Origin of the sequence: Oceanicaulis sp. HTCC2633 (assembly GCF_000152745.1) — a bacterium.
Taxonomy (GTDB): Bacteria; Pseudomonadota; Alphaproteobacteria; order Caulobacterales; family Maricaulaceae; genus Oceanicaulis.
Genome location: NZ_CH672428.1, coordinates 1,320,124 through 1,338,842, shown reverse-complemented (window position 1 = coordinate 1,338,842; position 18,719 = coordinate 1,320,124). Strand labels below are relative to the sequence as shown.

The window sequence follows — 18,719 nt, the reverse complement described above, 5'->3', positions numbered from 1 at the left end:
GCCGGCTTTTTTCATGGGGAAGGGCGGCGGCTCAGGCTGCGCCATGCATCCGGTCGGGGGCGGACATCCGCCAGTCCGGGGTCAGCAGGCGATCCATCTCGGCAAAGAAGGCTTCGCGCTGGATCGGTTTTGAGGCGTAGCCGTCCATGCCGGCGCGCAGGCATTGCGCCTGCTCCTCGCGCAAGGCGTTGGCGGTCAGCGCCAGAATGGGCGTCGCGCGCACCGGGCTTCTCATCTGGCGGATGCGTCGGGTGACCTCAAGGCCGTCCAGGCCCGGCATCCGCACATCCATCAGGATCAGGTCGAACCCGTCTGTCTGCAACAGCTCCAGCGCCTGCTCGCCGGTTTCGCAGATGGTGCAGCCCCATCCGCGCAGGTTCAGGAAGCCTTCGATCACTGCCCGGTTCATGGCGTTGTCCTCCACCAGAAGGATGCGGGGCGCCGGGGCGTGCGCCGTCGCGCCGCCGGCATCGTCAAGCCGGGCCGGGCTTGGGCTGTCCGTATCGGCCAGGCCCAGCGCCAGCTCGAACCAGAAGTGCGCGCCGGGCTCGTGGCTGGGGTCATGGGCGATCGTGCCGCCCATGAGATCAACGAGCTGTTTGCAGATGGCCAGCCCCAGGCCAGTCCCGCTGGCGGTCTGTCGCGCCTCGGGTTCGGCCTGCATGAAGGAGGTGAACAGCGCATCGTGCGCGATCGGCGGCACGCCGCATCCGGTGTCGGTCACCTCTCCGCGCAGGATGACGCGCGTGGGGGTGAGCGGGGTCAGCGCCAGGCGCACATTCACGGCGCCCTCATCGGTGAACTTGATGGCGTTGCCGATCAGGTTGAACAGGATCTGCTTGAGCCGGACTGGGTCGCCCAGCAGCGGCTTGGCCGTATCGCCCTCGGTGCGGACCTCGAAGTTCAGCCCCTTGGCCTGTGCGCGTCCGCGCCAGAGCTGGGACGCCGCCTGGGCGAGATCGTTCAGGGTGAAGTCGACCGAACGCAGCTTCATCTTGCCGGCCTCGATCTTGGACAGGTCCAGCACGTCATTGAGCAGGTCGAGCATGACCTCGCCGCCCTGCTGAATGCTCTGGGTCAGCCTGCGCTGCTCCTCATCCAGGGCGGTCTCCTGAAGCAGCTGGGCCAGGCCCATCATGCCGCTCAGCGGGGTGCGGATTTCATGGCTCATCGTCGCCACGAACTCGGTCTTGATCTTGTTCGCGGACAGGGCTTCAAGCCGCGCCTGCCCCAGCTGCTCGGCGAGGGCGACCAGCTTGCGATTGCGCTCCTCGCTCTCAGACTGGATCATCCGCATCAGGCCGACGCCCGTGCCCACCCCGGCATAACGGCCGTTCTCGGTGATGATGAAGCCGTCAAACAGGGCCGAGATGCGGTCGGTGACGATGTGGCGGCTGAGCTGGGAGAGCAGATGGTTGCTGTCGACCACCAGCGGGTCCTTGTCCATCACATAGGTGACAGGGCGTTTGGCGAAGAGCGCCCGGCCATGAGTGTCCGCCATGCGCAGGAAGAAGGCGTTGCGCGCCACAAGGCCGATCGGCTTGCCCGCTTCAACCACGGCGCAGACCAGAAGATCGCTGTCTTCGGAGAACAGGTCATAGACCTCCGATCCGGTAATGACGGGGTCCAGAACAGGCGCATTCTGCAAAAGGGTGCGAACCGTGCGGCTCATGGGCTCGGGCTCCTGGGGCAGGCGGTGAAATCGCGCCTACCCAACACGCCCGGCCCTTGCCGCGCCCTTAATTGAAGGCGTGTTTCACGGAAGGTTCATCGAAAAGTCGCGTTATTAAACCTGGGGTTACGCTGTCTGTTCGCGCACCCAGTCGGTAAAGCCCGATGCGCTCAGCGGGGCGGTGCTCTCAAGCGCCAGAATGCAGGGTTCATCATAGGGATGAAGCGCGAGCAGGGCGTCGCGCGTCCGCTCCGCCGCCCCCGCCGAGGTCTTGAACAGGGCGATGATCTCACGCTCGCTCTGCACCTCGCCCTCCCAGCGATAGATCGACCGGCTCTCTCCCAGAATGTTGGCGCAGGCGATCAGACGGTCCTCCAGCAGACGGCCCGCGGCGCGCTCCACGCTCTCCCGGTCAGGCCAGGTGGTGTAAAGGACGATGACGCCCTTGGCGGCTTCAGTCATGGTCGAGCTCCTTGCAGGCGCGGCTCTTAAGCAAGATATACTGGCTACATGGATACACGCGCTTCATCAAACGCAGCCCTGGTGCTGTTCTCCGGCGGCCAGGATTCCGCCACCTGCCTCGCCTGGGCGTTGTCGCGCTTTGAGCGGGTGGAAACGATCGGGTTTGACTATGGCCAGCGCCATGAGGTGGAGCTGAAAGCCCGCCAGCGGGTTCGCGATGAGATGCTCAAGGCGTTTCCGGCCTGGGCGGAACGGCTGGGCGAGGATCGTCTGGTGGATCTGTCGGGCTATGGCGCGCTGGCGGAAAGCGCGCTGACGGCGGACATGGAAATCGTCATGACCGAACAGGGCCTGCCCTCCACTTTCGTGCCGGGGCGCAATCTCGTTTTTCTCACGGTCGCCGCCGCGCTTGCCTATCGTCGGGGCATCGACGTGTTGGTGGGGGGGATGTGCCAGACCGATTATTCAGGCTATCCCGACTGCCGCGAGGACACGATCCAGACCCAGGCGAGAGCGCTGGGGCTGGGGCTCGACCGCCCGACCGTCATCGAGACGCCGCTGATGCATCTGGACAAGGCCCAGACCTGGTTGCTCGCGCATGAGCTGGGCGGAGAGGCGCTCGTCGATCTGATCGTCGAGCACAGCCATACCTGCTATCGCGGCGAGCGCGGCCAGCGCCATGACTGGGGCTATGGCTGTGATGACTGCCCGGCCTGCGATTTGCGCAAGGCCGGCTGGAACAAGTGGCGCGAGGGCGCGGCGGGCTGATGACCTATTCCGTCAAGGAAATGTTCCTCACCGTGCAGGGCGAGGGCGGCCAGACGGGCCGTCCGGCGGTGTTTCTGCGCTTTGCGGGCTGCAATCTGTGGAGCGGGCTCGAGCGCGATCGCGCCAGCGCCATCTGCCAGTTCTGCGATACCGATTTTGTCGGCGTGGACGGGGTGAATGGCGGCAAGTTCAAGACGGCCGAAGCGCTGGCCGACAAAGTCGCGAGCCTGTGGCCCGGCGGGGGCGAGCCCTATGTGGTCTGCACCGGCGGCGAACCGCTCTTGCAGCTCGACGCGCCCCTGATTGACGCCCTGCATGAGGCGGGGTTCAGAATTGCGGTCGAGACCAATGGTACGATCAAGGCGCCGGAGGGCATCGACTGGGTCTGCGTCAGCCCCAAATCCACCGCGCCCTTGAAGCAGACCTCCGGCGATGAGCTGAAACTCGTCTACCCTCAGCCCGAGGCGATGCCTGAACTTTTCTCAGGGCTGGATTTCAAGCAGTTCCGGCTGCAGCCCATGGACGGGCCGGACCAGATGAAAAATGCTCAGGCCGCATTCGAGTATTGTCTGCAACATCCTCAATGGATGCTCAGCCTGCAGACCCACAAATGGATCAATGTGCCCTAGGCGGGCGTGTCGTCGCAGAGCTCGGTGACGAACTTGTCCTCGACCACGCTCTTGCCCGGCGTCACCACGCCCACGGCGCCGCCCACCACCTTGCCGGCGGCGCCCACCACGGCGCCGGTTGCGCCGACCGCGAGATCGGCGGTCTGCACCACGATGCAGCCGGGCGTCATCATCACGGCGGCGAGGGCGATCATCACAAGGGCGGGTCGGGTCATGGCGCGCTCCACAGAAAAACCCGGCGGAGCAGGGGGCTCCGCCGGGTCTTCTGTCTAGCGACTGGCGCTTAAGGCCGGGTGAAGAGGCGCCTAGAGCGAATCCACCATCACGACTTCGGCGTCCTCGATCGCGGTGATCTCGATCACGGGTTCATCGACGATCGCGGCCCCGTCGCGCGGTCCCACCGTTTCCTCATTGACCGTCACCGCGCCCTTGGCGAGGGCCAGATAGGCGTGACGCCCCTCTTCAAGGGCATAGCGGACGGACTGGCCGGCTTTCAGCGTCCCGCCCAGAACCCGCGCATCGGCGCGGATGGGCAGGGCGTCTTCATAGCCCTTGCGGCCCGAGGCCAGCACCACCAGCTCGCCCGCCTTGTCACCCTTGGGGAAGGTGCGACTGTCCCAATAGGGCTCGCCGCCGCGTTCATCGGGCATGATCCAGATCTGGAAGATGCGGGTCAGCTCGCTTTCACGATTGTATTCGGCGTGACGGATGCCCTTGCCCGCACTCATCACCTGCACATCGCCCGCCACCGTGCGGCCCTTGTTGCCCAGGCTGTCTTCATGGGTGATGGCGCCGTCACGCACATAGGTGATGATCTCCATCTCCGCATGGGGGTGCGGGGGGAAGCCGGTGCGAGGCTGGATCTCGTCGTCGTTCCAGACCCGAAGCGCGCCCCAGCCCATCCGTTTGGGATCGTGATAGGAGCCGAAGCTGAAATGGTGTTTCGCGTTCAGCCAGTCGATCTGGAAGGCGCCCAGATCTTCGAAATACCGTACATCAATCATGACGAACCCTCCTTAGCTCGTGTGTTGGACACACAGATAGAGACGGGAGGCGGCGGCATTAACCGGCGGGTTGGACGGTGAGTTTTGCCGATCCGGAAAGGATCATTCCGCCGGCGCGGGAACAGGCGCTGTCCCGGGCTTGAGCGTGAAGCGCGGCAGCAGCCAGTGCACCAGCGGGCCAATGGCGACGGCATAGAGCACGGTGCCGAGGCCCACCGTGCCGCCCAGGGCAAAGCCGCTCGCCAGCACCACAAGCTCGATCCCCAGGCGCACCCGGCCCACCGGCCAGCCCGTGCGCCCGCACACCCCGGTCATCAGGCCGTCGCGCGGGCCCGGACCCAGGCCCGCGCCGATATAACTGGCGGTGGCGACGCCATTCAGGCCAATGGCGCAGACCAGGAGGAGGGCGCGCATTGCGTAGCCGGTCAGCTCGGGCATGACGAACAGGGTCAGGTCCGCCACTGTCCCGATCAGCAGCACGTTCATCACCGTGCCGATCCCCGGCTTCTGCCGGATCGGCCACCAGGCCAGCAGCACCAGAAGGCCGACCAGATTGACGGTCATGCCGAAGCTCAGACCGATGCGGTCCGACAGGCCCTCATGGAACACATCCCAGGGATCAAGACCCAGATTGGCGCGAACCATCAGGGCCAGCGAGACGCCATAGGCCGCGAGGCCCAGGTGCAACTGGATCAGACGTTTTATCAACATGGCACGCATCAATCCCGAGCTTGGCCTTAAAAAATAGGGCCAAGCTAGCGACCTTGGCGCTATGATGCCGGAGCCGCCTGATTGAGGATGACGCCATGTCAGATCGCTCGCTTTCCCTGCTCAGCCTGCGCCGCCTGATGCAGGGCTGGCGCGACAGCGCCACCGCGCCCGCCTATCGCCAGATCGCGAACCGCTTGCGTTTCGCCATTCTGGACGGGCGTGTCGGGCTGGGGGTGAAGCTGCCCGGCGAGCGACGTCTGGCCGACGAGCTCGAGGTGGCGCGGATCACGGTGTCCCAAGCCTATGATCTGTTGCGCGCCGAGGGCTTTCTGGAAAGCGGGCAGGGGCGCGGTTCGGTGACCGTGCTGCCCGACGGCGCCGAGGCGCTGCAGGAGGGCGCGAGCGCTGATCCGGGCCTGGTGGACCTGGCGGCCGCAACGACCCGCGCCCATCCCGATCTCGCGCCGGCCTATCGCAAGGCGATGGCGCATCTGCCGGCGCTCCTGCCGCATTCAGGCTATGAGATGCGCGGCGAGATCGGGCTGCGCCGGGTGCTGGCGGATCGCTATGCTGAAGATGGCGTGGCGCTGGCGCCGGATCAGATCCTGATCTCCCAGGGCGCCCAGCACGGGCTGGTGCTGCTGATCCGCGCCTTCCTCAAACCCGGCGATCCGGTGGCGGTTGACCTGCCGAGTTATCCTAATGCCCTTGAGGCTTTCCATCGGGCAGGCGTTCAGATGCGCGGCTATCCGGTGACGGATAACGGCTGGTCGGTGGCCGAGCTCGAGCGCGACCTGGCGCAGGGGCGCTACAAGATGGCCTACCTGATTGCGGATCATCACAATCCCACAGGCCAGGTGATGGATGCGGACGCGCGCTTTCGTCTTGCGCGGGCCGCCAAGCGCGGCGGCGCGTTGCTGGTGTTAGACGAGTGCGTGCGCGAGCTCTGGCGCGATGCGCCGCCGCCCGTGATCGATCCGCCCCATTATCGCGCGCCTGTGGTGCGGCTGGGGTCGGCCAGCAAGGTGTTCTGGGGAGGCTTGCGTACGGGCTGGATCGCGGCGGACCGACGCATCATCGATCAGGTCCACGCCGCCCGCTCATCGATTGATCTGGGTGGTCCGCCGCTTGAGCAGATCACCACGCGCATCCTCTATGAGGACTTCCCCGATGCGGTGGACCGTCAGCGCGCGCAATTGCGTGACGAGCACGCCTTTCTGAGCGGCGAAATCGCGCGGCGTTTCCCCGACTGGACCAGCCTGAAGGTCGAGGGCGGCCTGTCGCTCTGGCTGCGCCTGCCCAGGCCGGTCAGCCCCGAGCTGTCGGCGGCGGCCCGCGAGTGGGGGCTGAAGCTGGAGCCGGGGCCGCGCTTCTTCCTCCAGCAGGGCGGGGCGCACAATCTGCGCCTCCCCTTCAGCCGCGACCGGGATTTCATGGTCCGGGCGCTCGACCTGTTGGAGCCCGCCTGGAGGCAAGTCTGCGCGACGCCCGGTCTGGCGAAAGAGGTTCGGGTTGAAGCGCCAGTTTTCTAGGCTGCAGGCTTTACGGGTTTGCGGGCGGCGAAGAGGAAGACCCCACCCACATCATTGGTCAGAAGGCCAAAATAGCCTGACATGACAAAGCGCATGCCGGCGTCTTCAAAGCCCGCCCTTTCAAGGTCCTGTACGAAGTCCCAACCGGGGATGGCGAAGACCAGGCTGCCCTCGTCCGGACGTGTCGGATTGCCGTGATATTCCGGCGGCGCCAGATGCTCCAGGCCGTCCGGGCCCAGGCGCGCCTTGATGGTCCGCTCCGTCCCTCGCATGTTGAACGGCACAGTGCCGACGAACAGACCGCCGGGTTTGAGGATGCGGGCGGCTTCCGAAATGGCCCTGTCCATGTCCGGCACATGTTCGAGCACTTCGCAGCTGACATAGATGTCGAAGCTGTCATCGCTGAAACTCAGCGCCTGCACGTCCTGATGCATCACGCGTGGGTGCGCCCGGCGGTCCGAAGCCAGCGGCAGGTATTCAGAGCCCGTGAAGCGCGGAAAGATCGAACGCAAGCGCTGGGCGAATGGCGACAGGCGTTCCGAGGCGAAGACCCGCAGCGACTTTTCCCGCCCGCAGGCGTAAGTGCGCAGTACATGCAGGATGGCCCGCGTGCGTGACGTGCAGGAATGGGCGATCAGGCTTTCACGCAGACGGGCGCTGTCGAGTTCAATCCTGTCAGGCGTGACCAGGCCCAGATAAGGGTCATGCAGGCCTTCAATGGCGATGCGGTCCAGCGCCTGGGCGCGCTGAGATTCTATTCCCGGCCGCATGGTCCTGAAGAAGACGGACCACTCGTCCAGCGTTCTGAAGCCAAGCTCGAGGAGATCCATGATCGGGTCCGGTGCGCACGCCTCAGCACCCTGCGGAGGCGTGGATATCACGACTGTCTAGAACGGTTCGGGTCTGGCGACGATATGGAATCTGCCAGGCGCCGTCACGCGCCTTCCCTGCGCCAGGCGAGCGCCAGCAAGCCGAGCGCCAGAAGGGCGATGAGAAGGCCGGGCGCCAGCGGCACGGACTGGGCGTCCGTGACCAGATAGGCGTTGTTGCGTTTCAGTCCCGCCCAGTTCATCCCGGCCTGTCGGGCGCGGGCATTGGTCCGCCTGAATTCAGGCAAGTCGATCTCCTCGCCCAGCGTGAAGATCCCGCCCTCGCTTGAATCGACGAGCGCGGCGAAGCCTTCCGGATCGGGCCGCAGATCGCGATATTCCAGAGGATTGAGCGGGCCCGAGGCCGTCACCGTGGTCAGGTCGCCTGAGCGCAGGCGCACCAGCCCCTGTTCGCGTGCGGTCATGCGCTCGGTGTAGACGCCCAGCCCGGTCTCATCCATCTCCACGGATTCCTGAACGCCGGACGGCCATTCGATCTCCAGCTCGGGCACCTCGTCTGCAAGCGTATTGCGGGTGACTTCGAGCTCGCCATCAACGACGCGTGCGCTCAGGCGTTCTTCGTCCAGCTCCGGCTCGCCCATCAGCCAGTGCGCGACGCGACGGAACAGTTCGTCATGCGGACCGCCGCCCTCATATCCGCGCGCCCACAGCCAGGCCTGATCGGACAGCAGGATCGCCGCCCGCCCCTGACCTTCATGGGACAGGGTCAGCAGGGGGTCGCCATTGGGGGCTTCCAGAACGGTCTCGCCCGACAGCGGCCGTGCGCCGATGCGCCGGAACCACGGACCCCATTCGCCTTCACCTGATAGCATGGGACGGGTGACAGGGTGGCGCTGGCCGATTTCGCTGATCTGCGGCGTGAAGCGCTCTTCGCTGATCTGGCCGGTCGGGGCGGCGGGCAGCACGCTGGCGAGCGGCGAGCGCGAAACGCTTTCGCCGCCGGCGAAGGGCGGCCCTGTGGTGACCAACAGCGCGCCGCCATTTTCGACATAATTGGCGATATTGTCGAAATAGAGCGGGCGCAAAATGCCGCGGCGGCGATAGCGGTCGAAGATGACGAGGTCGAATTCCTCAAGGCTCAGCTGAAATAGCTCGAAGACCGGAAAGGCGATCAGGGCGAGCTCGTTGGCGGGCACGCTGTCATCCTTGTCCAGCGGGCGCAGAATGGTGAAGTGCACCAGATCGACGCTGGGGTCGGATTTGAGAAGATTGCGCCAGGCCCGCGCGCCGTTATGGGGTTCGCCGGTGACGAGCAGCACTCGCAAGCGATCGCGCACGCCGGTGACGTTCACCGCGGCGCGATTGTTGATCAGCGACAGCTCGCCCTGGCCAGGCTCCACCTCGATCTCGACAACATTCGGGCCCCGATTGGCGATTTCGGCCTGAACGGTCACGTCCTGACCGATCTGCACGCGGGCCTGGATCGGATCGCCGCCATCCACATAGAGATTGACCATGGCGGTCCCGGTGGCCGCGCCCTCATCCTCGACCCGCAAGGTGAAGCTGACCGGATCGCCCACAAGGCCGTAGCGCGGGGCCTGGGAGACGATCAGGCGGCGGTCGCGCGCATTCGGATTGCCTGTCAGGACATGATGGACCGGGGCTTCAAGCCCCAGATCGTCGGCGGCTGGCGGCGCGTCATGGATCTGGCCGTCAGAGGCGATGATGACCCCCGCCAGACGATTGCGCGGGGCTTGCGACAGGCCTTGCTGCAGGGCGCGGTTCAGACGCGTGCCGTCCTCGGACGCGCCGCCGCTGACCTCCACGAGATCCAGCAGCGGATCGCTTTCGGCGAGCGCGCGCAAAGCCTGCGCCGTCTGCTCGGCGGCGGCGCTGCGATTGCCGATCTGCATGGAGGCGCTGTCATCGGTGATCAGCACCATCACATCACTCAGGGGCTCGCGGGTTTCCTGCACCAGAGCCGGGTTCAGCAGCGCGCCCGTCAGGACCAGCCCGGCCAGCGCCCGCCAGAGCCAGCCTTTCAGGCCGCGCACCAGCGCAAGGATCGCCACAGCCAGCGCCAGCGCGCCCAGCCCATAGGCGAGCGCGGGCGGAACGAGCGGGGAGAGGGAGAGCGTAACGGCGTCCATCAATCCTGCCCCAATCGCTGCAGAATGGCGGGCACATGCACCTGATCGGCCTTGTAGTTTCCGGTCAGGGAATACATGGCGAGATTGACCCCGAAGCGGATGGCCAGCTCACGCTGGCGCGGCCCGCCCTCCACCGGGGCGAGGGGGCGTCCCTGCTCGTCAATCGCCCAGGCGGCGGCCCAGTCCGCGGAGCCGATCACCACCGAGGATGCGCCATCCCGCCCCGAGCTTTCAGGGTTGGCCTCGACCCAGATCGGGGTGTCGGGATAGCGACCCGGGAACGCGCTCAGAAGATAGAAGGTCCGGCCCAGGACATGATCGTCGGGCATCTGCTGGAGCGGCGGCACCTCGACCGAATCGAGCACCCGCACCAGCCCCGGATGCGGCGCCAGTCCCCGGCCCGAGGCGCGACCGTCGCGGGTGTCGAAGACGATCAGCCCGCCTGCATTCATATAGGCGGTGACGCGGGCCGCGGCGTCGGGAGAGAGCGCGGGGGCGTCTTCGGTCAGCGGCCAGTAGATCATGGGATAAAACAGGATTTCGTCCGTCTCTATATCCACGCCAACGGGCGCGCTGGGCTCGACCGCACTGCGGCGCGTGCTTTCACGGGACAGGCCCGCAAGGCCGGCGCGACTGATATCGTCAATGCGCGCATCGCCCGTGAGCACATAGGCGAGGCGCACTTCCAGCGCCTGTTGTTCAATATCCTGAACGCTCTGCGCCTGCGCATCGGGCGGCAGGGCGCCCAGGCCCAGAACGACTGCAAGCGCCAGCGCGCCAAAATTGCGCGTGGCGAAGGGCAGGCGGCCGGACAGGAACAGGGTGATGAGCCCATCCACGCACAGAAGAATCAGGGCGAGACTCAGCAAGGGGCCCGCAAGCCGGGTCTCGATGCCGCCCGCGCCGGTGCGATAGGTGGCGCCAGGCAGGTCGCGCGCGATCAGCGCCATCTGGTCGCCGGGCTGCATGACATTGAGGGCCGCGCTCGCCGCCCCCAGCGTCCAGACGCCGGGCGGGGTGGTGGCGCTGGCGCGCGCCATGGTGAAGGCGTCCGCCGCAATCATCTCGGCCTGGGTCGCAGCTTCGGACAGAAGCCCGTCGGCATCGAGCTGACGCTCCAGCCCCCAGGCGCCGCCCTGGGGCGGAGCGGGATTTGCGCCGCTGCTGAGCGACAGCACGCGCTCGAGCATGGCGGGGTAGAGCCCGGACAACGGCAGGGAGGACCAGTCGGGCCCGGCGGTGACGTGAAACAGCACCACCCAGCCCTGACCATAGCGGTCGGCGGTGACGAGCGGCGTGCCGTCTTCGAGGCGCGCCCAGACCTTGGCGTCAAGATCGGGTCCCGGCTCGGCCAGCACCTGACGGGTGACCTGCGCTTCTTCTGAAACGGAGAGACCCGAAAAGGGGCTCTCGTCGGGGAAGGGGGCGAGGCCCTGCGGGTCTTCCCACGCCATTGCGCCGCCAAACAGACGCCCGCCCTCGCGCAGGCGCACGGGCAGAAGCGGATCGGTGCGGGTGGCGAGGTTCGGACCGGAGAAGCGGATCAGGAGCCCGCCTTCATTCACGAACGCGGTCAGGCGGTCATCCTCGATCCGGGCATTGTCCACCATGACGAGCGCGGAGGGCTCGCTTTGCAGCAGGGTCTCAAGATCCCCGCTCACAAGCTCGGCCGATCCCGCCAGCGCTTCGCGGGCATAGTGATAGTCTGACAGGAGCGGCTGGCGTTCCCCGCTGGCCTCGGGCCGGATAAGGCCCACGCGCGGACGCCGCCAGCGGTCGCCGGTGATATGGGTCGCCCCCGCGGAGGCGAAGCGATCCAGCGTGATGCGAGCGATCTGGTTGCGCAGATCGAGCGGCAGGCTGGCCGACAGATCCAGACGCTGCTCGCCTGCTGCGAAAACCCCGTCCAGACGCGCTAGCGCCTGGCCATCCGCGCCCAGGGCCGTCAGCGCGACCGGGCGCTCGACCTCGCCGTCGGCGCGCACCAGGCGCACGGTGAAGCCGTCCGGCTCCACGCCGACACGGGTCAGGCCGATGGCGGTCTGATCGGGTTCGGGCAGGACGACGCTGAGCGCGCCGCGCGGATTGAGCAGGCGGGCGAGGGCGCGGTCGCCCTCGTCTTCAGCCACGCCATCACTGATCCAGACCGTATCAAAGCGCTCGGGCGCCCCTTGCTGGCTCAGGATCGTCTCAAGGCGTTCGGCGGTGACGGCGCGGGCGGGCGGCCAGGCGCGCAGCTCATGGGCGTTCAGGCGCGAGAGGGCGTTGCTGGCGGGGCCAAATTGCAGATCGGTCTGGCTCGCGGGCGCGCCGGTGAAGACCAGCAGCACGTCCCGACCCTCGCCGCGGGCGGCGATGAGCTGGCTGCGGGCCTGGGCCTGCAGGTCCGGCCAGCCCGGCGCCGAGCGCCAGCCGTCATCCACCAGCAACAGGAGCGGGCGGTCGGAATTTATCTCGGTTTCAGGGCTGAGGATCGGATGCGCCAGCGCCAGGATGATGAGGGCGGCCATCACAAGCCGCAGCACCAGTAGCCACCAGGGTGTCGATTGCGGGGTTTCCGGCGTCCGCGCGAGATTCTGCAACAGGCGCAGGGGCGCGAAGATCACCCGCGAGGGCGCCGGCGGGGTGGCGCGCAACAGGAACCACAGAAGCGGCAACACCGCGAAGGCGGCCAGCGCCCAGGGCGCGGCGAAGGCAAGCGGTCCCAGTGTGATCATGACTGCGGCTCTGACAGGGTCTGATAAAGCGCCAGAACAGCGCTCGCGGCGGGACGGTCGGTACGATGGGTGATCAGGCGCCAGCCATACTGGCGCGACAGGTCCGCGAGCTCCGCGCCATGCCGGGCCCAAGCCTGGTGATAGGCGGTGCGGGCGTCTTCGGCGCGACCGAACAACAGGCTGTCGCCGCTGGCGGCGGCTTCAAACCGGGTGCGGCCCCTGAAGGGGAAATCCTCTTCGGCCGGATCGACAATGCGCAGGAGCGCGCCGGTTGCGCCCTGGGCGGCGAAACGATTGAGGCGGGCGCGCCAAGTCTCGACCGGGTCCAGAAAATCACTGGCGATCACAAGACGCGCATGGCGGGGCAGCTCCGCCGCTTCCACATGCTCGGCCGGGCCTTCGCCCAGCGCCAGGGCGCGGCTGACGGTTTCAAGCCCTTGCCGGCCCGCGCGAGCGCGCCCGGTCTCGCCCAGCACGGACAGGCGTTCGCCGCCGCGATTGAGCAGGCTGGCGATCGCCATCAGGCAGATCGAGGCGCGTTCCTTCTTCAGGGGCAGGCCGCGCGAATGCAGTTGCATGCCCGCCGATCCGTCGCGCCAGAAATAGACGGCGTTCGCCGCCTCCCATTCCACTTCGCGGATATAGAGGTGATCGCCCTGGGCCGAGCGGCGCCAGTCGACAAAGCGCGCGCCATCTTCGGGCCGGTGGTGGCGATACTGCCAGAAGGTTTCGCCCTGACCGGCGCGGCGACGGCCATGCACGCCGTGGGAGACGCTGGCCGCAATGCGCTCGGCCTCCGCCAGCAGCGCGGGAAAACGCGCCGCCGCCTCCTCCGCATCATGGCGCAGGCGGGTCATATAGGAAGGGGCGGCGGCCTGGCTCATCGAAATCCTAGGCGGCGGCGTGGGCGAGGCGGTCGATCAGGGCGTCCAGCTGCACGCCCTCGGCGCGGGCCGCGAAGCTGAGCGCCATGCGGTGCTTGAGCACGGGGCCGGCGAGCGCCAGCACGTCCTCGGTCGAGGGCGCGAGACGCCCCTGCAGGAGCGCGCGGGCGCGCACCGCCAGCATCAGCGCCTGACCGGCGCGGGGGCCGGGGCCCCAGCTGACGCCCTCGCGCACATCGGGATCGGTGGAGCGGTCCGGGCGGCATTGTTCGAGCAGGGAGAGGATCGCGTCGAGCACCTGTTCGCCTACCGGCATGGCGCGGACGAGCTGTTGCAGGTCGAGGATTTCCTGCGCGCTCAGCACCGGCTCGGCAGTCGTATCCTCCGTACCGGTCGTCGCCAGAAGGATGGCGCGTTCCTGATCCTTGTCCGGATAGGGCACGTCGATCTGCATCAGGAAGCGATCGAGCTGGGCTTCGGGCAGCGGATAGGTGCCTTCCTGCTCGATCGGGTTCTGGGTCGCCAGCACGTGGAAGGGCTGGGGCAGGTCATGGCGTTCGCCCGCCACGGTGACAAAGCCTTCCTGCATGGCTTGCAGAAGCGCGGCCTGGGTGCGGGGGCTGGCGCGGTTGATCTCGTCCGCCATCAGCAAGCGACAGAAGACCGGGCCGGGAATGAAGCGGAAATGGCGTTTGCCCTCGGCGTCCTGGTCGAGCACTTCGGACCCCAGAATATCCGCCGGCATCAGGTCGGGCGTGAACTGGACCCGCTTGTCCTCAAGCCCGGTGACGACCGCCAGCGCATGCACCAGTCGGGTTTTCGCCACGCCCGGAGGGCCGACCAGCAGGCCATGGCCGCCCGACAGGATCACGGCCAGTGATTGTTCGACCACGTCATCAAGCCCGATAATGGACTTGGCGATGGACTGGCGAACCTCCGCCAGACGCCCGGTTGCAGCGTCTGCGCGCGCTGAAAGCGCCTGTACGTCTTCCTTCGAGGTGGGCATCGGCTTACATCCTTGAACGAGGCAGTTTTCTGACCTCAAACATGGCCGCAGCCAGAGGAGGTGTCCATGGGCGCACCGAAGTCTGAACAAGATGCAATGCAGTCGCTGCTCTCGGCGGCGCAGGCGATCGACACCGCAGACGGTTATCCCCCGGTGGAAAAGTGGGAACCGGATTTCTGCGGCGAGATGGATCTGGTCATTCGCCGGGATGGCAGCTGGTGGCATGAGGGCGCGCGGATCGGACGCGAAAAGCTGATCCGCCTGTTCGCCCGCATCCTCAGGAAAGACGAGAACGGCAAGACCTATCTCGTCACGCCGGTGGAGAAGATCGAGATCCAGGTCGAGGCCGCGCCCTTCCTGGCCGTGCGGGTGGATCGCACGGGCGAGGGCCAGGAGCAGAATCTCGGTTTCCTGACCAATATGGACGATGCGGTGATCGCCGGGCCTGAACATCCGATCCGCGTGGAGACAGGTGAGGATGGCGAGCCCGAACCCTATGTGCATGTGCGCGGGCGCCTCGAAGCGCTGATCACGCGCGCCGCCTTCTATGATCTTGTGGAATTCGCCGAGCGCGGCGAGGACGAGCATGGCCAGCCCTGCATGGGCGTGTGGAGCCGCGGCGTCTTCTTTCCGCTGGGACCTGTTGCATGACTGCGGATGTCGAAGCGGTTCTCGCGCGCTTGCGCAGCGTGCTCGATCCGGTAGAGGGGGCGGCGCCCGCGCGTCCCCTCCATGGCGACGGGGATCTGGATGATGTGACGCGTCCGGTGGGGCGCAAACTCAAGCCTGCTGCGGTGCTGGCGCTGCTGGTCAAGCGCGACAGCGGTCTGACAGTGCTGTTCACCCGGCGCGCGGACCATTTGCAGGCCCATGCCGGGCAGGTCAGTTTTCCGGGCGGGCGCCAGATGGCGGGCCGAGAAACCCTTGCTGAATGCGCTCTGCGCGAGACCGAGGAAGAGGTGGGTCTCTCGCCCGAGGCCATGACCCTGCTGGGGCGCTGGGAAAGCTATGAGACGGTGACCGGTTACGCAGTGACGCCGTTCGTTGGCGTCATCGAGCCCGGATTTGAACTGAACCCGGACCCCGGTGAAGTCGCCGAAGTGTTCGAGACGCCGTTCGACTTTCTGATGGATCCGGACAATCACAAACTCGAAGCCCGTGAATTCGCAGGCATGTTGCGGCGTTATTACGCCATGCCCCATAAAGGGCGGTATATCTGGGGGGCGACAGCGGGCATGCTGCGCGCCCTGTCGATCCGCTATGCACAGGGGCGGCCACGCGAAATGGCCCGCTCCGCACGGGAGAGCCGTTGATGACCCGCATCTTTCTTCTGATGCTCGCCGCCTTCGCGCTGCCTTATGTCGCGGCGCGCATCCTGTCGGCCGTGGGCGTGATCAAGCAGCCTGTCTCCGCCATTCTCGGCATTGTGCTGGGTCTGGGCGCGGCGATGGTCATGCTCCTTGTCATTGTGCTGGTTGAGACGGATTCCAGCTCCCGCGACGGCGCGTATCAGCCGCCCCGGCTGGAGGATGGCGAAATCCGGCCCGGACAGTTCGAGGATCGCGATCCGCCTTCTCCCGAAGAGCCGATCTAGCGAGGTCGGGCATGCGGCTGGACCCTTCCGAGCACGCTTTTCTGAGCGCGCCTGACACGCGTGCGGTGCTGGACGCGATCAGCCCGGGCGAGACGGATCGGGCGCGCATCGTGGGCGGCGCGGTGCGCAATGCGCTTCAGGGCGCGCCGGTCGAGGATGTGGACATCGCCACGCAGCTGACCCCGCAAGAAACCCTGGACGCGCTGAAAGCCGCCGGGATCAAGGCGATTCCCACCGGGCTCGATCACGGCACCATCACCGCGGTCATCAAGGGCAAGCCGTTCGAGATCACGACGCTGCGCAAGGATGTCTCCACCGATGGCCGGCGCGCCGTGGTCGCCTTCACGACCGACTGGGCCATCGACGCCAGCCGCCGCGATTTTCGCCTCAACGCGATTTATGCGCGCCGGGATGGCAGCCTGTTTGATCCGTATGACGGTGTTGCGGACGCGCTGGCCCATCGGGTGGTTTTCATTGGCGAGGCGGATGAGCGCCTGGCCGAGGACGTCTTGCGCATATTGCGGTTTTATCGCTTCAACGCCTGGTATGGCTCGGCGCTGGACCCGGAAGGCCATGCCGCCTGCGTGCGCGCCGCGCCCGGGTTGAAAGCGCTGGCGCGGGAGCGGGTGTGGAAAGAGCTCAAGACGCTTCTGGCCGCCCCCGATCCCGGACCTGTGGTCAAAGCGATGCAGGAAGGCCACGTTTTTGAACCGGTTTGGCCGGAACGGCTCGACTTAAACCTTCTCTTAAGCATAATTAACGCCGACAGAGGGAAAGGGCGCGCGCCTGACACGCTCATCAGGGCGGCGGCGTTGTGCGGGGGAGATGTGACCACAGTGCGCAGCCTGGGCCATCAGATGAAGGCGTCCAACGCAGAGACAGATCGCCTGATCGCGATGTGCGCCCCTGCGGCTGATGGCGCAGATTCGGTGCGGCCGGGAGCAGAGGCCCGGGCGCGTCGTCGGGCGCTTTATACGCTTGGCGCGCAGACCTTTTCTGACCGGATGCGACTCGCCGAAGCGCGCGGCGAGGGCGAGGCCGACGCTGATCTGGACGCGGCGGCGCACTGGCGCAAGCCGGACTTGCCGGTGACGGGGCGCGATCTGATCGCGCTGGGTTTCGAGCCCGGTCCCCAGCTGGGCGCGGTGATGAAACAGCTTGAAGCGCGCTGGATCGACAGTGATTTCAACCTCGACCGCGAGACGCTTCTGGCGCGTGCGGCGGAGGCGAAAGGGTGAGCCTGTCAGAGCTTTTCTCCCTGCGCTATCGCGCACGGGTGGGCAGCGGCGAATTGTTCGCCGCGGATCTGCATCTGCATGATCGCCGGGCGCTGGAAGAGAAGGCCAAGGCGCTCAACTTCACTGAAGCGGAGACCACCAACGCCTTTGTGGATGCCGAGATCGCCCTGCGCATCCAGCTCGCCAAGACCATCAGCGCCGCCAATGAGAAGCGCAAGATCAAGGACTTGCCCCGCCGGGCGCGCCAGACCATGGCGGACGCCTATCTGCAGGCGAACCGGGCGCACTGGTCGGCTGCGGCAGAAGCGCCGGGTTTCGAGAACCTTTTCCAGACCGAAGGCGAGATTTCCCATCGCGATCCGCTGAACGGGGAGAAATGGGGCATCACGGCCAACCTCCTCGTCTTCGATTTCGTCGAGGCGTTCTTTGACCTGCTGCCCGGCGAGGAGCAGCTGGAATTCAGCCGCGATCTCAATCAGCGCCTGCAGCGCGGGGAATCGCGCTGGTACTTCCAGCTCGGGCGCTGGCGGCGGGACGACTGGCCGCGCGAGCGCGACAGCCAGTTTGATCAGATCCTCTATTCGCTCAAGAGTCAGGCCGATCAGGCGCTGACCGCGCAGGACAACAGGATTCGCAATGGCGAAGGGGTTGAAGCGGGTGAAACGCTTGACCCCCAGAAGGTCTCGCAATCGCTCTCCGAAGCCGCCCGCAGCCTGTGGGAGGCCGACCGGCTGCTGGATTCTGACCTTCTGTCCAAAAAGGTGCGCCACGGGGCGGCGGTGCGCGCGGCGCGTCATGCGCTCGATGAATGCCTGACCCATTTCAAGGGCAAGCTCGAAGGTCCGTTCGTCAAGGCCAAGCCGCCCAAAGACCGCAAACCGGCGCGCGGCCTGCCGCGTCTGGGCGGCCCGGCGACGGACAAGTCGGCGCTCAAGGGCGTATCGAACGGTCTCGCGGCGGCGATCCGGATCGAGATGATCGGCAAATGGCTCGCCCATGGCGGGCCGGAAAACCTCAAGAACCAGCGGGTCAACGCGCTGGACCGCGCCAGCCTGGCCGAAATGCTGCTGCGTCTGGTCCTGTTCGGTCTGCCTGAAACCGACAGCCCTGACGATATCGAGGAAGCGGAAGCGGAGGAGATCCGCAGCTATTCCAAGATAACCGGAGTGCGCAAGGCGCCCAACAAGGGCGGCAAGCTGCTCAACCATGGCGAAGGCAGCCTGATGCTGAACATGGATGACGAGGCCAGCGCACGTCTCGCCGTCGATGTGCTCGCCCGTTTGTGCCAGTTCGCCACAGGCTCGGCGGGGTCTTCAGCCGACATGGCCGAGCTGCGCGCCACGCAGCCCCTGCATCGCGAGTTTGATCCGGTGGGCGACTTCCCGCGTCGGGCCGAATCCGCCTTCTGGCAGCTCGCGACGAACTGGATTCTCATGGGCGGGGCGGGCGCCGCGCTGATCGGGCTGGGCTTTGTGCTGGGCCTTCTGGCGGCCGGATGGACGCCGGGCGTCCTCTGATCGGG

At 66.5% G+C, this 18,719-nt stretch carries 18 protein-coding genes; 8 read left to right on the top strand and 10 right to left on the bottom strand.

The window, feature by feature from the left end; genetic code table 11:
- Positions 1-31: 31 nt before the first annotated feature.
- Positions 32-1,672 carry an ATP-binding protein gene (locus tag OA2633_RS06325; protein WP_009801675.1) on the bottom strand — a complete coding sequence of 547 codons (1,641 nt, stop codon included), beginning with the start codon at positions 1,670-1,672 and terminating at the stop codon, positions 32-34.
- Positions 1,673-1,798: 126 nt separating this feature from the next.
- Positions 1,799-2,134 carry a divalent-cation tolerance protein CutA gene (gene cutA / locus OA2633_RS06320; RefSeq protein ID WP_009801674.1) on the bottom strand — a complete coding sequence of 112 codons (336 nt, stop codon included), beginning with the start codon at positions 2,132-2,134 and terminating at the stop codon, positions 1,799-1,801.
- A 48-nt stretch (positions 2,135-2,182) separates the two neighbouring features.
- Between cutA and queC the strand changes: the two genes are divergently transcribed.
- Positions 2,183-2,902, top strand: a complete 720-nt coding sequence (gene queC / locus OA2633_RS06315) for a 7-cyano-7-deazaguanine synthase QueC (protein WP_009801673.1) — start codon at positions 2,183-2,185, stop codon at positions 2,900-2,902.
- Positions 2,902-3,531 (top strand): 7-carboxy-7-deazaguanine synthase, encoded by a 630-nt coding sequence (gene queE, locus OA2633_RS06310; RefSeq protein ID WP_009801672.1) that lies wholly within the window; start codon positions 2,902-2,904, stop codon positions 3,529-3,531. The genes queC and queE overlap by 1 nt, the downstream gene beginning before the upstream one ends.
- Here the strand turns inward: queE and OA2633_RS06305 are convergent.
- The 3 genes from OA2633_RS06305 to OA2633_RS06295 all read right to left on the bottom strand — a co-directional run bounded on the left by OA2633_RS06305 (position 3,528) and on the right by OA2633_RS06295 (position 5,246).
- Complete coding sequence (locus OA2633_RS06305; RefSeq protein WP_040612508.1) at positions 3,528-3,746, bottom strand: hypothetical protein; 219 nt, start codon at positions 3,744-3,746, stop codon at positions 3,528-3,530. The genes queE and OA2633_RS06305 overlap by 4 nt on opposite strands.
- A gap of 90 nt (positions 3,747-3,836) precedes the next feature.
- Positions 3,837-4,535, bottom strand: coding sequence for a pirin family protein (locus OA2633_RS06300; protein WP_009801670.1), 699 nt, complete (start codon positions 4,533-4,535; stop codon positions 3,837-3,839).
- Between the two features lie 102 nt (positions 4,536-4,637).
- On the bottom strand, positions 4,638-5,246 hold the full coding sequence (locus OA2633_RS06295; protein ID WP_009801669.1) for a YitT family protein: 609 nt from the start codon (positions 5,244-5,246) through the stop codon (positions 4,638-4,640).
- Positions 5,247-5,341: 95 nt separating this feature from the next.
- Between OA2633_RS06295 and OA2633_RS06290 the strand changes: the two genes are divergently transcribed.
- Entirely contained in the window at positions 5,342-6,778 is a 1,437-nt protein-coding gene (locus OA2633_RS06290; RefSeq protein ID WP_009801668.1) for a PLP-dependent aminotransferase family protein, read from the top strand.
- On the opposite strand, the gene OA2633_RS15265 is transcribed toward OA2633_RS06290, so the two are convergent.
- The 5 genes from OA2633_RS15265 to OA2633_RS06265 form a co-directional block, all read right to left on the bottom strand.
- Entirely contained in the window at positions 6,775-7,608 is an 834-nt protein-coding gene (locus tag OA2633_RS15265; protein WP_009801667.1) for a class I SAM-dependent methyltransferase, read from the bottom strand. The two genes, OA2633_RS06290 and OA2633_RS15265, sit on opposite strands and share 4 nt — an antisense overlap.
- A gap of 104 nt (positions 7,609-7,712) precedes the next feature.
- A complete protein-coding gene (locus OA2633_RS06280) occupies positions 7,713-9,758 on the bottom strand; it encodes a hypothetical protein (RefSeq protein ID WP_009801666.1) in 2,046 nt (681 codons plus the stop codon).
- Positions 9,758-12,475: a DUF4159 domain-containing protein gene (locus tag OA2633_RS06275; RefSeq protein ID WP_009801665.1), complete on the bottom strand. Its 2,718-nt coding sequence runs from the start codon at positions 12,473-12,475 to the stop codon at positions 9,758-9,760. The genes OA2633_RS06280 and OA2633_RS06275 overlap by 1 nt, the downstream gene beginning before the upstream one ends.
- Entirely contained in the window at positions 12,472-13,359 is an 888-nt protein-coding gene (locus OA2633_RS06270) for a DUF58 domain-containing protein (protein ID WP_009801664.1), read from the bottom strand. Before OA2633_RS06270 ends, OA2633_RS06275 begins: the two co-directional genes overlap by 4 nt.
- A 7-nt stretch (positions 13,360-13,366) precedes the next feature.
- Complete coding sequence (locus tag OA2633_RS06265) at positions 13,367-14,365, bottom strand: MoxR family ATPase (RefSeq protein WP_009801663.1); 999 nt, start codon at positions 14,363-14,365, stop codon at positions 13,367-13,369.
- Between the two features lie 66 nt (positions 14,366-14,431).
- On the opposite strand from OA2633_RS06265, the gene OA2633_RS06260 reads away from it, so the two are divergent.
- Genes OA2633_RS06260 through OA2633_RS06240 form a run of 5 tightly spaced genes read left to right on the top strand, consistent with a single transcriptional unit; the run spans position 14,432 to position 18,714 of the window.
- Positions 14,432-15,016 carry a DUF1285 domain-containing protein gene (locus OA2633_RS06260; protein WP_009801662.1) on the top strand — a complete coding sequence of 195 codons (585 nt, stop codon included), beginning with the start codon at positions 14,432-14,434 and terminating at the stop codon, positions 15,014-15,016.
- A complete protein-coding gene (locus OA2633_RS06255; protein ID WP_009801661.1) occupies positions 15,013-15,678 on the top strand; it encodes a CoA pyrophosphatase in 666 nt (221 codons plus the stop codon). Before OA2633_RS06260 ends, OA2633_RS06255 begins: the two co-directional genes overlap by 4 nt.
- Positions 15,678-15,959 (top strand): hypothetical protein, encoded by a 282-nt coding sequence (locus OA2633_RS06250; protein WP_009801660.1) that lies wholly within the window; start codon positions 15,678-15,680, stop codon positions 15,957-15,959. Before OA2633_RS06255 ends, OA2633_RS06250 begins: the two co-directional genes overlap by 1 nt.
- Positions 15,960-15,970: 11 nt before the next feature.
- Complete coding sequence (locus OA2633_RS06245; protein WP_009801659.1) at positions 15,971-17,197, top strand: CCA tRNA nucleotidyltransferase; 1,227 nt, start codon at positions 15,971-15,973, stop codon at positions 17,195-17,197.
- Positions 17,194-18,714 (top strand): hypothetical protein, encoded by a 1,521-nt coding sequence (locus tag OA2633_RS06240; RefSeq protein ID WP_009801658.1) that lies wholly within the window; start codon positions 17,194-17,196, stop codon positions 18,712-18,714. The genes OA2633_RS06245 and OA2633_RS06240 overlap by 4 nt, the downstream gene beginning before the upstream one ends.
- The last annotated feature ends 5 nt before the right edge of the window (positions 18,715-18,719 follow it).

Bases quoted from the DNA above. Each gene is read 5' to 3' on its own strand.
- OA2633_RS06325 (WP_009801675.1), bottom strand. From the start codon at position 1,672: ATGAGCCGCACGGTTCGCACCCTTTTGCAGAATGCGCCTGTTCTGGAC.
- cutA (WP_009801674.1), bottom strand. From the start codon at position 2,134: ATGACTGAAGCCGCCAAGGGCGTCATCGTCCTTTACACCACCTGGCCT.
- queC (WP_009801673.1), top strand. From the start codon at position 2,183: ATGGATACACGCGCTTCATCAAACGCAGCCCTGGTGCTGTTCTCCGGC.
- queE (WP_009801672.1), top strand. From the start codon at position 2,902: ATGACCTATTCCGTCAAGGAAATGTTCCTCACCGTGCAGGGCGAGGGC.
- OA2633_RS06305 (WP_040612508.1), bottom strand. From the start codon at position 3,746: ATGACCCGACCCGCCCTTGTGATGATCGCCCTCGCCGCCGTGATGATG.
- OA2633_RS06300 (WP_009801670.1), bottom strand. From the start codon at position 4,535: ATGATTGATGTACGGTATTTCGAAGATCTGGGCGCCTTCCAGATCGAC.
- OA2633_RS06295 (WP_009801669.1), bottom strand. From the start codon at position 5,246: ATGTTGATAAAACGTCTGATCCAGTTGCACCTGGGCCTCGCGGCCTAT.
- OA2633_RS06290 (WP_009801668.1), top strand. From the start codon at position 5,342: ATGTCAGATCGCTCGCTTTCCCTGCTCAGCCTGCGCCGCCTGATGCAG.
- OA2633_RS15265 (WP_009801667.1), bottom strand. From the start codon at position 7,608: ATGGATCTCCTCGAGCTTGGCTTCAGAACGCTGGACGAGTGGTCCGTC.
- OA2633_RS06280 (WP_009801666.1), bottom strand. From the start codon at position 9,758: ATGGACGCCGTTACGCTCTCCCTCTCCCCGCTCGTTCCGCCCGCGCTC.
- OA2633_RS06275 (WP_009801665.1), bottom strand. From the start codon at position 12,475: ATGATCACACTGGGACCGCTTGCCTTCGCCGCGCCCTGGGCGCTGGCC.
- OA2633_RS06270 (WP_009801664.1), bottom strand. From the start codon at position 13,359: ATGAGCCAGGCCGCCGCCCCTTCCTATATGACCCGCCTGCGCCATGAT.
- OA2633_RS06265 (WP_009801663.1), bottom strand. From the start codon at position 14,365: ATGCCCACCTCGAAGGAAGACGTACAGGCGCTTTCAGCGCGCGCAGAC.
- OA2633_RS06260 (WP_009801662.1), top strand. From the start codon at position 14,432: ATGGGCGCACCGAAGTCTGAACAAGATGCAATGCAGTCGCTGCTCTCG.
- OA2633_RS06255 (WP_009801661.1), top strand. From the start codon at position 15,013: ATGACTGCGGATGTCGAAGCGGTTCTCGCGCGCTTGCGCAGCGTGCTC.
- OA2633_RS06250 (WP_009801660.1), top strand. From the start codon at position 15,678: ATGACCCGCATCTTTCTTCTGATGCTCGCCGCCTTCGCGCTGCCTTAT.
- OA2633_RS06245 (WP_009801659.1), top strand. From the start codon at position 15,971: ATGCGGCTGGACCCTTCCGAGCACGCTTTTCTGAGCGCGCCTGACACG.